Origin of the sequence: Catelliglobosispora koreensis DSM 44566 (genome assembly GCF_000379685.1) — a bacterium.
In the GTDB taxonomy this organism is placed as follows: domain Bacteria; phylum Actinomycetota; class Actinomycetes; order Mycobacteriales; family Micromonosporaceae; genus Catelliglobosispora; species Catelliglobosispora koreensis.
Window position 1 is genome coordinate 371,540 of record NZ_KB903283.1, and the last position, 15,708, is coordinate 387,247.

The 15,708-nt window shown below is 66.1% G+C and carries 6 protein-coding genes; 3 read left to right on the plus strand and 3 right to left on the minus strand.

Annotated features, from left to right (window positions below):
- Positions 1 to 28: 28 nt before the first annotated feature.
- From A3E1_RS42345 to A3E1_RS46375, 3 genes are read left to right on the plus strand one after another with little or no spacing between them, the layout of a single operon-like run.
- Positions 29 to 2,011, plus strand: coding sequence for an HAD-IIIC family phosphatase (locus tag A3E1_RS42345; protein WP_020523991.1), 1,983 nt, complete (start codon positions 29 to 31; stop codon positions 2,009 to 2,011).
- A complete protein-coding gene (locus A3E1_RS0127390) occupies positions 2,008 to 3,195 on the plus strand; it encodes a glycosyltransferase (RefSeq protein ID WP_020523992.1) in 1,188 nt (395 codons plus the stop codon). Before A3E1_RS42345 ends, A3E1_RS0127390 begins: the two co-directional genes overlap by 4 nt.
- A complete protein-coding gene (locus tag A3E1_RS46375) occupies positions 3,192 to 11,426 on the plus strand; it encodes a non-ribosomal peptide synthetase/MFS transporter (RefSeq protein ID WP_020523993.1) in 8,235 nt (2,744 codons plus the stop codon). The genes A3E1_RS0127390 and A3E1_RS46375 overlap by 4 nt, the downstream gene beginning before the upstream one ends.
- On the opposite strand, the gene A3E1_RS0127400 is transcribed toward A3E1_RS46375, so the two are convergent.
- The 3 genes from A3E1_RS0127400 to A3E1_RS46700 are packed head-to-tail and all read right to left on the minus strand — an operon-like array spanning position 11,423 to position 15,705.
- On the minus strand, positions 11,423 to 12,970 hold the full coding sequence (locus A3E1_RS0127400; RefSeq protein WP_020523994.1) for an Hsp70 family protein: 1,548 nt from the start codon (positions 12,968 to 12,970) through the stop codon (positions 11,423 to 11,425). The genes A3E1_RS46375 and A3E1_RS0127400 overlap by 4 nt on opposite strands.
- Positions 12,971 to 12,982: 12 nt before the next feature.
- The gene (locus A3E1_RS0127405) at positions 12,983 to 13,696 is read right to left on the minus strand and encodes a hypothetical protein (RefSeq protein ID WP_020523995.1); all 714 of its coding nucleotides are present in this window, start codon (positions 13,694 to 13,696) and stop codon (positions 12,983 to 12,985) included.
- Positions 13,693 to 15,705 carry a GNAT family N-acetyltransferase gene (locus A3E1_RS46700; protein WP_020523996.1) on the minus strand — a complete coding sequence of 671 codons (2,013 nt, stop codon included), beginning with the start codon at positions 15,703 to 15,705 and terminating at the stop codon, positions 13,693 to 13,695. The genes A3E1_RS0127405 and A3E1_RS46700 overlap by 4 nt, the downstream gene beginning before the upstream one ends.
- Between the last annotated feature and the right edge of the window lie 3 nt (positions 15,706 to 15,708).

Sequence of the window (15,708 nt, forward strand, 5' to 3'; positions counted from 1 at the left end):
GTCAATACCGTAGCCGTGGAGGTTCGACATGTCCAAGGATTCGTTATCGCTGGTCATTGCGGCTTCGTTTACCGCCGAGCCATTGACTGCGGGGTTCGCGCACTGGGGCGCACAGCTCGGCATTCAGATTGACGTTGCTTACTGTCCATTTGGGCAGGTATTTCAGTCCTTGCTTGACCCGGCGAGTGCGGTTAACCGCAATACGAGCGGCATCAATGTTTTGCTGATTCAGGAAGTGACCGCTGAACTGTCCGCCGCGATCACGGCGGCGGCACAAAGCAACCCGGCTCCACTGCTCGTCGCTGTGTGCCCGCCAGAAGTCGCTGACCTGGGGGTGACCGAGCCAAACGTGTACGCCGTCGCCGTGCACGAGTGGTATCCGGTCGCCGACTACGCCGACGACTTCGCCGCCCACCTCGGCGGCGTTCCTTATACGCCAGCTTTCTTCGCCGCTTTGAGCACCGCGGTCATCCGTACAGCCGAAGCCATCCGCACGCCACGGCCCAAGGTGATCGTGGCCGACGCCGACAACACGCTGTGGGACGGCACCGTGGGCGAAGACGGCCCCGGCGCGGTCGCTATCCGCCGTGACGTGATGGAGTTCCTTGTCGCGCAACAGGCCGCTGGACGGTTGATCTGCCTCGCGAGCCGCAACCACGAAGACGATGTCTTCGCCGTGCTCAGCCGGGCGGATTCTCCACTCAAGCGGGAGCATCTGGCCGCGTGGCGGATCGACTGGAATGCCAAGTCCACCAACATCCGCGGTCTCGCCGCGGAACTCGGCGTCGGACTGGACAGCTTCGTCTTCATCGATGACAACCCGGTCGAGTGCGCACAGGTCCGCGCGGACTGCCCTGAGGTGCTGACATTGCACCTGCCTGCGGACGCGAGCGAGGCGTACCAGTTCCTGCGGCACATCTGGCCCCTCGACATCCTCCGCGTCACCGGGGACGACCGCCTGCGAACCTTGCGCTATCAGCAAGAACGCGACCGCCGCGACTTCCAGGCCAGCGCGCCGACGCTTGAGGAGTTCCTCGCCGGGCTGGAGCTCGACGTGAACATTGAGCCGCTGTCCCCGGCCGACTGGGAGCGCGCGGCACAGTTGAGCCAGCGCACGAATCAGTTCAACATCAACGGAATCCGGCTGTCGGCGACCGTGTTCGCCGAGGGCAACTGGCTCACGGTGCGGGTCAGCGACCGCTTCGGCGACTACGGCCTGACCGGCCTGCTCGGACACTCCACAGTGGACGGTGTGCTGGAGGTCAGCGCCTTCATGCTCAGCTGCCGCGTCCTCGGCCGCGGTGTCGAGCACCGGATCCTGAACTACCTCAGTGGCCTCGGCCCCGAAACCATCGCCTTCTGTTTCGCCGACACCGAACGCAACCAGCCCGCCAGAGATTTCTTTACGACCTTCGGCGGGTACGCCATAGCCGCCGCCATCGCCCGCGCCGCCCGCCCGCGCACGGCCAGCCTTCCTCCCGTCGCCGCGGCTGGAACCGCCGCGGCTGGAACCGCCGCGACCGGAACTGCCGCGACCGGCACCGCCGCGACTGGAGCGGCCGCGACTGGAGTCGGCCCGGCCGCGCCGAGCCAAACGTATGCCGAACTCGTCACGGCCATCGCGGCGAACTACGCCACTCCCGCTCAACTGCTAGCCGCTATCACCGCGGCGCCGCAGGAGGTGAGCGCTGAGGCCACGCCGTTGGAAGCGAAAGTCATCCAGCTGTGGGCCGAACTGCTCGGCAAGGCACCAGCGAACGTGACCGACAACTTCTTCGCCCTCGGCGGCCAGTCGCTGCAAGTCGTGCAGTTCATGGCGCGAGTGCGGCAGGTGTTCGGCGTCGAGCTGCCGGTGGATCTGCTGTTCACGCCAGCGTTCACGGTCGCCGAGGTGTCAGCGGCGATCCTGGAACTGCAAGTCAGCGACTCGGCCGCGTTGCTCGAAGAGATCGAGTCACTGTCCGATGACGAGATTGAGGCACTGTTGGCGGCAGAGGAGACGGGCCGGTGAGGGCGGTCCTCATCACGCACGGGACGAACGGCGATGTCCTGCCGTTCCTGCGCCTCAGCGAGGAACTGGCCGCTCGCGGGCACGAGGTCACCCTCATCACCCACGCCGTGTACGCCACAGCAGCCCACGGCTACGAGTTTGTCGCGCTGGACACGCCTGAGGAATATACGCACTACCTCGACGACGCGCGCGACGTTTTGCTTGCCCGGCAAGGCTCGCCCAGCCCGCCCGACCTCCTGGCGCACTACGAGCGCACGGGCTGGTTCCGCCACATCCGTTTCGCTATCGAGCAAACGCGGCAGCGAGCCGTGAAAGGCGACACTGTCGTCATTGGACGGCACACCTCGGGGCTCGCCGCGCTCATCGCGGCGGAGGCCTGCGGCGTCCCGTCAGCGTGGGTCGCGCTAACGCCTGCGCAGCACCTGCTGTTGCCCATCACCGAATACCTGCACCGCACCGCGCTCGCGAACCCGCTCAACGAGATCCGTGCCGAGGCAGGGCTAGCCCCGGTGACGGACTGGAACGCCTGGCTTCGCTCAGCTGACCGTCAGCTTGGCTTCTGGCCAGAGTGGTTCGACCGCAGTGGGACGCCCACGGACGCCGACATCAAACGGGTCGGGTTCGTCCTCGGGGGACAGGCCGAGTCAGGCGAGCTGCCAGCCGGGCTTGACGATCTGCTCAGTGAACCGGAACCGCCTGTTCTCATCGCGGGCAGCAGTGGCACGATCCTGTTCGACGAATTCTACGCGGCCGCCGTGCACGCCTGTCAGGCCGCGGGGCGGACAGCGATCCTCGTGACTCCCTTCAAAAGCCTTGTCCCGCAGACTCTTCCAGCGCATGTGCACTGGTTCCCACGGTTGCCTTATCGCGAAGTGATGCCCCGCGTCGCGGCGGTCATTCACCACGGCGGGATCGGGACTCTGGCACGGGCGCTCGTGTCTGGTACGCCCCAGTTGATTTTGGCTCATAGCTTCGACCAGCCGGACACGGCGGCGCGGCTGCGCAAGCTCGGCGTCGCGGAATGGCTGCCGTCAACGCAATGGGAGCCGGCGCAGGCGGCCGTTCTGCTCAAGCAGATCCTCGCCGATTCGAGCGCCGCCGCCCGCTCGTCCAGGCTTGGTGCGGCTATCAATCCGGCTCGCTCGGCCGAACTGGCCGCTATCGCGATAGAGGATCTGTTGTGAGCGTTGACGTGCTGACCCCTCGGCGTCAGGAACTCTTGTCGCGCTTGCTTGCCAAGCGGGCCGCCGCCGAGACGGTAAAACCCGTGCCGCGCGAGGAGTCCGAGCCTTTGTCGGCGGCCCAGCGGCGGGTGCTATTCGCCAGTCAGCTCGACGGGGGAACGGCGTTTCACACGTCATTCGCGTTGCGGCTGACCGGCGAGCTCGATCTGGCAGCGCTGCGCCATGCGATTGACGCTCTGGTGCGGCGGCACGAAAGCCTGCGCACGACTTTCCTTGACCTGCATAGCGAGCCGCGCCAGCGGGTTCACGCCACGATGGAGATTCCGTTACGGACAGCGCAAGCCGATACGCCAGAGGAAGCGCAAGAGCTCGCCGCGCTGGAAGCCACCCGCCCGTTCGACTTGGCGACAGGGCCGCTCATGCGGTTCCTGTTGCTGCGTCTCGGTCCGCAGGAACATGTGCTGCACGCCGTCGCGCACCACGTCATCCTCGACGGCTGGTCGGTTTCGATCGCGCTGCGCGAGCTGTCCGAAACGTATTCAGGGCAGGCCGTTGCTCCGCCGGCCCTGCACTACGCGGATTTCGCGCGCTGGGAAGCCGCTCAGGAGCAACCGGAAGCCAGCCTCGCCTACTGGCGCGAGGCGCTCGCCCAGCCACGGCCGGCGCTTGAGCTTCCGTTCGCCGCCACCGCAAGGCATTCCGAGCGCCAAGGAGCCAAACACCATTTTCTGGTACGCCGTGAGCTGCTCGCCGCCCTGCCAAGCGAACAAGGCACCACGTTGTTCGTCACGCTCCTGACCGCGTTCAAGGCGACCCTCGCCCGGTACTGCGGCGAATACGACCTCACGATCGGCACCGTTCTCGCGGGCAGACGCCGGGCGGAAATCGAGCCCGTGATCGGCAACTTCATCAATATGCTCGCCCTGCGGACCCAACTGGACCCACGCGACAGTTTCCTTGACGCCCTGCGGAAAGTGCGTTCGTCCACCGTGGACGGTTTCGCGCACCAGGACGTCCCGTTCGAAAGGGTCGTTCAGGAACTCGCGGAGTCCCGTGACCCGAACCGGCATCCGCTGTTTCAGGTGGCGTTCAACCTGCACAACTTCGCCGAGCCGCACCGGTCGTGGAACGGCTTGACTGAACAGCCGTGGGCGCACGAGATCGATGACGTGACTTACGATCTGGCGTTCGTGGCGGTGCCTTCGGCTGACGGCGTGGACGTGGCGCTGCAGTACCGTTCCGATCTCATCGCCAAACCGGCCATCCAGCGGTTCGCCGGGCACTTCCTCGCGCTGCTCGCATCCGCTGCCGCGCAGCCAACGCTTGCGCTCAGTGAACTGAATCTGCTCACCGAAGCGGAAAAGGCTGAACTGCAACAGCTTTCTGCCGGGCCGGTGCTGCCGTTGCCCGAAGGCACCGTGCTCGATCAGATCCTGCGCGCGGGCGAGACACACCCCGGCCGCACGGCACTGATCGCCGGCGACACCACGCTTACCTACCGCGAGCTGCTCGACGCCGTGACCCAAAGATCCGCCGCCCTGCGCGCCGAAGGCATCGGCCCTGGCGACGTGGTTGGCGTCAGCCTCTCCCGCACCGCCGACCTCCTGATCGCCCTGCTGGCCATCTGGCACACTGGCGCGGCCTACCTGCCGCTCGATCCGTCCTACCCGGACGACCGGCTCGCCTTCATGCTCGAAGACAGCGCCGCCCGCCTCCTGCCCGGCACTGCCCTGCCCGCGTCCGGAGGCGAAGCCTGGGACGACGCCGGTTCGCGCGCGGCCAGCACCGTCCCATGCACCGCTTCGGGCGCGGTTATCGAAGCGGGCGGCGTGCGCGACGATGGCACCGCGGCGGGCGCGGCGAAAGAAGCGGGGAGCGGGCTGGCCTACGTGATGTACACGTCGGGCTCGACGGGCAAGCCCAAGGGTGTGCTCATCGAGCACCGGTCGCTGCTGAACTTCATCCTGGCCATGCGCCAGGAACTGGACGCCGACGAGACGCAGACGTGGGTGGCGCAGACCTCGCTGAGCTTCGATATCTCGACGCTGGAGTTGTTCCTGCCGTTGACCGTCGGCGGCACTGTCGTGCTCGCGGGCGATGAGGCTGGGCGTGACGGGGCGCAGATGCTGCGCCTGATCCGTGAGCATGGTGTGACGCACGTTCAGGCGACGCCGTCGGGATGGCGGGTCATGCTGGCGGCGGGTTTCCAGGAGCAGCACGTCACCGCGCTCGTGGGTGGCGAGGCGCTTCCGGAACCGTTGGCCGGCACACTGCGCGGGGCGACAAGACGCCTCATCAACGTTTACGGACCAACCGAGACAACCGTCTGGTCCACTAGCGCGACCGTTACCGGCCCGGTGACGATCGGCCGCCCGATCGCCAACACATGGGCCTACGTCTTGGATGAGGCGCACCAGCCGGTCGCCATTGGACTTGCCGGCGAGCTTTACCTCGGTGGCGACGGCGTGGCCCGTGGATATCACGAGCGCCCTGAGCTGACCGCCGAACGCTTCCTGCCCAATCCTTTCCACCCCGGGCGCATGTATCGCACCGGAGACCGCGTGCGCTGGCGTGCCGATGGCGAGCTGGAATTCATTGGCCGCCTGGACAATCAGGTCAAGGTGCGGGGCCACCGCATCGAGCTTGGCGAAATCGAGGCGGCGCTCACGGCGCATCCCAATGTTCGCGTCGCCGCCGTCGTCGTGCGACCCGACGCCAGCGGCGAGCCAGCGCTCGTGGCTTACACCGTGGGCGAGGCGACCGGTGCGGTGCTTAAAAGCCATCTCGCGGCGACATTGCCCGCACACCTTGTCCCGTCGGCGTTTGTCGGCCTCAGCGAGCTGCCGTTGACGCCCAACGGGAAACTGGACCGCAAAGCGCTGCCCGCCCCGGCATTCGAAACCTCCCGTGAGCGGACCGCCCCACGTACGCCGATGGAGCAGCTGATCGCCGTCGTCTGGGCCGAAGTCCTTGGCCTGCCAGACATCGGCGTGCACGACGACTTCTTCGAGCGCGGCGGGCATTCCTTGCTAGCTGCCCGGGTCATCGCCCGGCTGCGTGACGCTGCCGGGATAGATCTGCCGTTGCGTGAGCTTTTCGCTCACCCGACCATCGAGGGCCTGGCCCGCGTTGCCGCATCGGCAGGGCAGGCCGACTCGTGGGCGCCTGACCCGAACGCGGCTCCGGTCCTGTCCTATGGCCAGGAGCGGCTGTGGTTCATGGACCAGTTCGCGCCGGACAACGCCGCCTACATCATCGCGGCCGGGCTCCGCATACGCCAAAGCGTTGACCCGCAAGCACTTCAAGTCGCGCTCAACGCGCTGGCCGACCGGCACGAGCCATTGCGCAGCCGCTTCGCCGCCACCGCCACCGGCGAAGCCACCGTCAGCATCGCCGGCGCAGGGCACATCCCGCTGGAAGTCGTTGCGGCGGAAGATGAGCGGCACGCGCACGAGCCGTTCACGGAAGCTTCCGCGAGACCGTTTGATCTGGCGACGGGGCCGGTCGCGCGAGCGGTACTTATCCGGATCGCCGAGGACGACCACGCGCTTCTGCTTGCCGTGCATCACATCGCCAGCGACGGCTGGTCGACTGAGATCCTGTTGCGTGAGCTGACGGTCCTCCTCGACGGCGGCACCTTACCGCCAATGCCGGCCCGCTACCGGGATTACGCGGCGTGGCAACGAGACCGGCTCGCTACCGGGACACAGCTCGATTACTGGCGCGAGCAGCTCGCCGACGTTCCCGCGCTTGAGTTGCCCACGGACCGCGCGCGGCCAGCCGAGCAAACCTTCAACGGTGCCATGCACCACTTCGCGCTGACCCCTGAACTCACAGAAGCGTTGCACCGCCTGAGCCGTGAGCACCGGTCCACATTGTATATGACGCTGCTCGCCGCCTTCGACGTGTTGCTCTACCGCTACACCGGGCAGAAGGATTTCGCGATCGGATCGCCCGTCGCCGGGCGGCCCCGAGCGGAGTGGGAGGGCCTGGCCGGGCTGTTCATCAACATGCTCACCATGCGGGCCAACCTGCACGACGATCCGGCCTTCGCCGAGGTGCTCAAGCGCACGCGCGAGACTGCCCTTGCCGCTTATGCTCACGGTGACATTCCGTTTGAGTTTCTGGTCAAGGAACTCAATGTGCCGCGTGACGTCAGCCGGTCACCGCTTTTCCAGGCTGTCTTCGCGTTGCACAACTATGCCGCCTCAGGGCTGGAAAGCTTTGGCGGGGAAGCGAAGTTCACCCGCTTCGAGCTAGGGCTCTACTTCACCGAACGCGAAGGGCGCCTCGACGGCTCGCTCGCCTACAACACGGCACTGTTCGATGACGCCACCGCACAGCAGATGACCGGTCACCTCATCCGCATCCTCGAAGCGGTAACCGCCGACGCCGCAACACCTATCGGCGAACTGCGCATGCTCGCCGAAGCGGAAGCCGACCAGATCATTAACGGCTTCAACGATATCCCAGTGGCCGAGCCGGCGGTCAGCGCGCTGCACCATGTGCTGCAGGGTCACGATCCGCAGGCACCCGCGATCACCGATGGCATAACGACACTTAGCTACGGTGAGCTGGACCGCCGCTCCAGCCAAGTCGCGCACTACCTCTTGAAGCGGGGAGTCACGGCTGACACTCCCGTGGCCATCAAACTCGCGCAGACAACGGACATCGCGGTCGCCATCTTCGGCGTGCTCAAAGCCGGCGGTGCCTATCTTCCGGTCGATTCGGAGCAGCCGGCCGCTCGCTTGGCGGATCTGCTAACAGGCATCGAACACGTGCTGAGCGAAGCCGAGCTGACCGGCACACTGTCCGAACCGGACAACGATCCGGATGTAGACATCGATCCGAGTCAGCTGGCTTATGTCATCTTCACTTCGGGATCGACCGGCAAGCCTAAAGGCGTTGCCATCGCTCACGCTCAGATTCTGAACTATCTCGCGGGCGTGCACGACCGGTTCCGGCCCGAGCCTGGCTCCAGCTTCGGGCTGATTCAGTCGCTCGCCTTCGACTTTGGTATCACGACGTTTTACCTGTGCTTCCTGACTGGCGGCTGCCTGCACCTGTTGCCCAAGCACTCGTCGGGGCAAGACTTGGCCGCTAGGCGAGTGGACTACTTCAAACTGACACCGTCGCATTTGGCCGCGCTCGCTGCCGATGTCAGCGACGTCGCGGAGCTGTTGCCGCACAAGATGCTGATTTTGGGTGGCGAGGCGTCGCAGCTGGAGTGGGCCCGCTCGCTGGTGCGGCCCGGCGGCTGCGAGGTGTGGAACCATTACGGCCCAACGGAAACCACCGTCGGTGTCACGACCTATCACGTCACCGCCGACGGCACCGGCGGCACCCTGACGCCGATTGGGCAGCCGCTATCCAAAGCCCGGCTCTACGTCCTCGATGAGCACCGCAGACCCGTGCCCGTTGGCGTCGTAGGCGAGGTCTACATCGGCGGTGACCGGCTCGCCCGCGGCTACCTCGGCCGGCCCGACCTCACCGAAGAACGGTTCGTGCCAGACCCGTTCACGGGACACAGGATGTACCGCACCGGCGATCAGGGCCGGTGGCTGCCGAGCGGCGACGTCGAGTTCCTTGGCAGACAAGACAATCAGATCAAGATTCGCGGGTACCGGGTAGAGCTCGGCGAGATCGAGGCCGCCCTGAACACCTGCCCTGGCGTGGTGCAGTCGGTCGTGGACCTGCGAGACGGCCGCCTTGTCGCCTACTTGACCGGTCAGGAGACGGAACTCAGGCACTTCCTGACAGACCGCCTGCCCGACTACATGGTCCCCTCGTGGTTCGTCTGGCTGGACGCCTTGCCGCTCAAGGCACACGGCAAAGTCGACAAGGCGTTGCTGCCCGCACCAGACCAGTCCACGGGCACGGACTATGTCGCGCCCGCCGGGCCGGTGCAAGTCGCGCTGGCCGAGGTCTTCGCTGAAGTCCTTGAGGTGGCCCAGGTTGGCGTCCACGATGACTTCTTCGCCCTCGGTGGGCACTCCCTGCTCGCGATCGGGGTGGTGGCCCGGACGCGCCGGCGGCTTGCGCCTAGTACCCGCCAAATCAGTGTCCTTGATGTCTTTAAATCCCCCACGGTGGCCGGCCTTGCCGCCCTGATCGAGCGCGGCGAGGACGGCCCACGGCAACTCCTGCACGAGCTAACACCCCGACGGCCGCGAGTGGACGCCACCATCGTCACCGTCCCTTATGGCGGGGCCAGTGCCGTGGTCTTCCAGCCTCTGGCCGATGCGCTGCCGGCGACACACCGGCTGCTGTCGGTCGCGGTGCCTGGGCACGACATCGGATTCGACGAGGAGCAGCAGCCGCTGGATACGGTGGCGCGGCGGTGTGCCGGCGAGATCCTGGAGCGAGTCACCGGCCCGCTGATCCTCTATGGACACTGCGGGCCCGGTGGCGCACTGACCGTCGCTATCGCCCAACTGCTTGAGGCGGCCGGCCGGCCACTGGAGGCTGTGTATCTCGGCGGCGTCTTCCCGTTCGCCGCGCCGTCGGGCAAGGTGCTCGGCCCGCTGGCCCGGCTCACCCGGATGGACCGGCTGCGCAACGATCAGGTGCACGCGAACTGGCTGCGCGGGCTCGGCGCCGATCTCGACGGGCTCGACGAGTCGCAGATCCGTTTCCTCATCCGCACCATGCGCGAGGACGCCCGCATGGCCGAAAGCTACTTCACCGGCTTGTACGAGGCGAACGTGTGCCCGATCTCGGCTCCCGTGATCTCAGTGGTGGGGGAGCGTGACCCGAGCACGGAGTTCTACGCTGAGCGGTTCGCCGAGTGGGGTTTCCTTACCACACAAGCGACAGCGGTCGTCGTGCTCGACGAGGCTGGGCATTTCTTCCTGCGTTATCGAGCTAACGAACTAGCCGACATCATTACTAGTACCCATCAAAGTCTGGAAAAGTCCGAAGGCGAAACCTGGTGGGTGCAAGACGTCCGCCAGCCGCAAGAGGTCAAGGCGCCAACGCACGGCATGGGCCGTTTCCTCGCTGTCGCGGCCGGTCAGCTGATATCCATGACCGGCACGGCGCTGACCGAGTTCGCCCTGCCGATCTGGATCTATCTGCAAACCGGGTCGCTGGTGCAGTTCGCGCTGTTCTTCGCGATCGGTGTGGTGCCGGGCCTGCTGGCCGCGCCCGTCGCCGGTGCGGTGGCCGACCGGTTCGACCGGCGCAAGGTCATGCTGGCCGGAGACCTTGGCGCAGGCTCGATTCAGGCTGTCCTCTTAGGACTTGTGCTGTCGGACGCGCTGAGAATCGGGCACGTCTACGTTTTGCTGGCCGCCTTGTCCGCGATCCTGCCCTTCCAGCGGGTCGCCTATCAAGCGGCCGTGCCACAGCTGGTGCCCAAGCGGTTTCTCGGGCACGCCAACGGCATCAACCAGATGCTGCTGGGCACCGGCCAGCTGATGGTGCCGTTGTTCGCGGCGGGCATGCTCGCGGGCGTTGGCCTCAAAGGCATCTTGCTCATTGACGTCATCAGCTACACGTGCGCGGTGATCCTGCTGCTGTTTGTCAAGTTCCCGCCCTTGCTGGGCCAGAAGCGCCGTGAGACTTTCCGCGCTGAGATCGCGGGCGGATTCCGTTACTCCATCGGCAAACCGGGCTTGCGGGCGATGGTGCTGTTCTTCGTCGTGTTCAACCTGTTCTTCTCACCGCTGTCCAATATGATCGCGCCGCTCGTGCTCGGCTACGGCTCACTGGCCGATGTGGCTTACGTGTCAACGGCCGCGGCCATCGGCGTGATCGGTGGCGGCCTGCTGATGACGGTGTGGGGCGGACCGCGCCAGCGCCGGATGACGGGCATGCTGCTGGCCGTGATCGCTCTAGGCGTGGCGTGCGCGCTGACCGGGGTGCATCCGTCGGTCCCGGTCGCTGCGGCTGGAGCGCTGGCCATGACCTTCAGCCTGACTGTCGTCAACGGAATCTATACGACCATCGTGCAAGTGAAGGTGGAACAGCGCTATCACGCCCGGGTCTTCGCCCTCAACATGATGGTGGCCTGGTCCACGCTGCCCATAGGAATCGCGTTACTCGGGCCGCTAGCGGTCGTGTGGCTGGACAGCATCGGCCTGCTCTATCAGGTGTTCGGCGGCGTCATCGTCCTGATAGCACTGGTCTCGCTACGCCTTCCCGTGCTGTCGCGCTTTGACACCCGGGTGCCCGACGCCCTACCCGACGACGAAGTCGGCTTGCGGGCAGTGCGAGCGCGGTTGGGCTAGCTGGGCCCGCCCACGAACCAGATCGGGGGAGCGTCCATGGGCTTGCGGCTGACTTTCTTGAGTTCAAGAGCCGCGTCGTCACGGTTCTTGATGACGGGCCAGCGATCGACGCGCATCGCGGTCTGCTTGCCCATGCCGTCGGTGAGGACGAGCTGCCCGTCGCAGTAGATTTTGAAGATCAATTCGTGGTGCCCAAAACGGACCGGCAGGCGGTCAATGTCAGTCCCGTCAACGGCCAGCCGGACGGGTTTGCCTGTGGGGGACACCACGCGAAGATGACCCCGTCCTTGGCGTGGCAGGCGCAGTCCCCGTCCGCGGCGCTCGTAGTTGAGCCGTGCGCGACCCGACTTCGCTTGCCACTCTTGATAAAGCGGCGTGTACGCCTCGTAGAGCAGCCTGCGCTGGGAACCGCCGTTCCACTCGAGGATGAAGTCAAACGCGGGCCGGTGCAGGTTGATCCGCTCATAACCCGTGTTGTCGGTCAGTCCTTTGACGACAGCCTCCACCGGATCGGCGGGCACGAACGTGACGTCGGGAAGGCGGGCCGCGAGCCGTTGGCGTACATAGGGAATCTGGCTCATCCCACCCACGAGCAGCACATAATCGATGTCATTGCCCAGGAACCGGGCCGGCCCCGAGCGCGGGGCGTCGCTGAAACGTTCCTTGAGCTGTGCTTCCAGCAGGGCTTCGGCGATCACTTGCTCTGCCTCGACCATGAGCGGGTGGAATGCTTCCTCGACCTCTTCGCGGGTGTAGTCGATTTCCACGAACTTGCCGAACACGTAGGCCGGCAAGACGACGGTGTGCAGTTCCTGAGTGGACAGCGCGATTTTGGCCTCACGTGCCATGCGGCCGAGCAGGCCGAGCGCTTGAGCCGGTTTGCGCAGCGACGAGAAGTCAACACCTGACCGGCGTTTGAGGTCCGCGGTGATCGTGTCGTCGAGCTTGTCGCCGGCGACGGGATTGCCGCGGCTCGACAAGACGGTGACTTCCTTGCCGCTGATCTCCAGCACGGCGACGTCAAGCGTCCCGCCGCCCATGTCGAAGACCAGCACGCGTCCCGACACCGGCTCGGGGTGATCGGCCAACCAGGACAGCCCGGCGGCCACCGGCTCATCGACGAGCGTGGCCTCGGTGAGCGCGAGCCCAGCGCGCTTGGCGATCTGGATCAGGCGTTTGCGCTGCTGGCCATCCCACATCGCCGGGCAGCCGAGCCTGACCTCGCTATCGTCCAAAGCCGACCCGGCGCGTTCGCGGATCTCGGTGAAGATGGCACCGATGACCTCATCGGCGTTGAGGATGACCCCATCCCCGGTGACGATGTCCTGCTGGCGGTCCGTTATCGCGCGCTTGACCGACCTGATGAGCTGCTCGGGCGCAAAGCTGTCCTCATCGCCGACGACCAGCTGCGCTCCGTCGAAGGCCACGACCGAGGGCAGATAAGGCGTGCCAGGCGAGAGCGGCAGGACGGTCGCGGGGCCGGAGTCATCCCGGCGCGCCACGAAAGAAGTGGTTGTGCCGAAATCAATGGCCACTGTCGCCATGCCCGCCCCTCCCTACGGTTCGACCACCACGGCCTTGGCGACCAGCACTTCTTCGCCGCCGGTCTGCCAGACGTAACCTGGCCGGATCACCAGCACCTCGGATCCGTCCGGTGTGGAGGCGACCACAGGGTCATGGCGCAGGCGATCGAATCTTATCGTTGCTCCCGCGCTCTCGATAGGGCTAAGCCCGTGAGCTTGGGCGGCGGCGTGAATCCGCTGCAGGAGCGCACGCGGGCTCGCCCCGCTCGCGATCAGCTCTTCGAGCTCCATCGCGACTTTGGCATAGGCGCGGGCACTTTCGGCCCGCAGCCGCTCCTCGAAGATCCGCTGGCGTTCCGCTTCTTCCCGCCCACCTGGGCTAGGGCTCGGCTTACGCTTGGCCTCCAGCGCGGCAAGGACGATGTCACCCAGCTTCTTACGGTCCGGATTGATCTGTGCCTTGCCACTTGCCAAACGTTCGACCGCTTCCTTCGCGTCGGGCAGTTCAGCGGGCGGGCCCCACCGGTAGGTGCGCGTCTCCGGAAGATAAGAAATGTGCACATCGTCGCGCACTTGCGCCTCAAACCGTCCCCACTGGGTGCGCACTGAATACTCCGGGAGCCCCGCCCGCAGCAGCCGCGACAGGATGTCATCAAAGGTGAGCGGGCCTGCCGCATACTCGATCACCTCAAGGAACACCGCCAGCGGGTCCCGCAGAAACGTGCCGTGGAGATCGGTCAGCGTCACAGTTTCTCATCATCAGGCGCTGCGCCGGGTTCGTCTACCCAGCCCGCGATGAGGATGAGGTTGGATGGCCGGTGTACAGCGGCGAAACCGAACGGGCGCAAGAACTCCACGTGCAGAATGCGTTTTGTCAGCATGGGTTTTGGCGGCAGTCCAGCCGCGACCGCGCCAAACGCTGTCACGACGGCGGCTTCGAATCCGGTCGCGGTGAACTCGGCCATGGCCCGCTGTTTGGCCGCCGAGATGGCCAAGGGCTGCGGGCTGATGCCCGGGAAGTGCCCGTGACTGGTGTCGGTCGCGGCGGACAGTCCAAACAGGACGGCTTGCCGCAAGAGATCGTGTTCGGCGGTCACGCTGAAGCCAACCGTGGTCGCCGAAAGCTCGTCGACGTCATCGAGGCTGGTTATTGTGCTTTCGTGTAGCCCCGGCCCCTGCGGCCAAGCTGACCCAGGCGTGCCCGCGTCACCCTCGGCTATCGAGCGCAATCCGGCGGAGAGCACGTCGCCCGCCTCCCGGTCCGCTTCACCCAAGAACAAATAGACATCAATTTCCTGGGTACCGCGAACGCGCAGCCTCGTCAGAAGGCCTGCCTGCCCGTCCACGACGGACACGTCATCAAGCTCCCGGCTGCGCCGGGTGAGCCGTCCAGATGATTCGCGGAACGGTTGCGCCCACTCGGTTTTGATCGCGAGCGCGGTGGCGAGCAGCATCAGCGTTTGTGGCGTCACGGCGATGGGCATCTGGGTGATGCGCCCGTTGGTGTTGCGGGTTACCCAGTCGTCCAGCGGCTTCTGATCGTCCGTGAGCACCGCTCGCGCCGGGGCCGGAATGCCCGCGAGGAACTCGGGCGTCAGCGGCAGCCCGGCGCGCACCCACACCCCGAGCGCCGAACGCATCCCCGGAATCGTGCTCATAGCCGCCATCAGGTCGACCGCTAGCTGCAGCTCACCTGCCCGCTGCCCGGCGCTCTCATCTTGGTCCACCGCTTCGGCCGGCGCCTGGCCGTCGGTCTCGGAGCCTAGGCGCAGGGCGGCGTGAAGTTCGGTGCGGGCCGGGCCGTCAGCGTGGGCTGCCAGGATAGCGAGCAGTGGCCACACGGAAGCCGCGGACGCTACACCGGTTGTTTCGCGAGCCCAGTGCACGGCGAGCTGATTCGTGGCGGCGACGGCAGCTGCCGGAGGGGTGTGCTCGACCTGGAAATAGGCCGTTTCGTCGAGCAGTTCGAACCCGATGCGCTGATAGATCTTGTTGCTGACCGGATTGGCGGCGTCGGCGTAGAGCATCGCCTCGTGACCACGGTCGAGGATGGACTGTCCGATGTGGGCGGTCAGCGCACTGGCGTAGCCACGTCCCCGCAGGAACGAAGGTGTGTATACGTAGTTGATTCGCACGACTCCGGCGGCGGGCTCGGTCCACGCGGCCATCGACTTGGCACGCCCGTGCCCGTCGCGCCACAGCCAGAACCTGCCGTCATCGATTTTGCGCCTCAACACGGCCTCATCGACCGGTTCACCGGCTTCGCCGATGTCGCGCATGAACTCCTCGCACCAGCCCTGCACCAGCCACAGGTCATCGGGCGTCGCCAAGCCCGCCGCGCCCGCGGGCCACGCCGGAGCGATAACGGCGCCAAGGCGGTAGCGCCCGGTGCGGCGCGCTAACCGCACTGGAGCACCATCGGCGACCTGTTCCGCGATCGCCTGCGCGGTCTCACGCGTCCCGTTGAACCCGCTCACCTGCTGCGCCGCGGCCTCCCGGGCGATCACCTGTGCCGCGTCGGGTGTCATCGTCGAAAGGAGCAAAGGCATCGGGGGAGTACGCACAGCGGCGCCCACGATCGCACCGTCGTCACTGGACACGTGCCATAGCTGAATGCCCGGCTCAATCGGCACCGTCCCATCGAGACGGCTCTGGATGATCGTGGCGAGCACGTTGTTGCGCACCGGATCGGCCGCCAGCCAGGGCAAAACGAGGGCCGCGAAGCTTTCCAAGTCATCGTGCGAGGTGAGACGCATGGC

Coding starts and splice junctions, on each gene's coding strand:
- A3E1_RS42345 (WP_020523991.1), top strand. CDS start 29: ATGTCCAAGGATTCGTTATCGCTGGTCATTGCGGCTTCGTTTACCGCC.
- A3E1_RS0127400 (WP_020523994.1), bottom strand. CDS start 12,970: ATGGCGACAGTGGCCATTGATTTCGGCACAACCACTTCTTTCGTGGCG.
- A3E1_RS46700 (WP_020523996.1), bottom strand. CDS start 15,705: ATGCGTCTCACCTCGCACGATGACTTGGAAAGCTTCGCGGCCCTCGTT.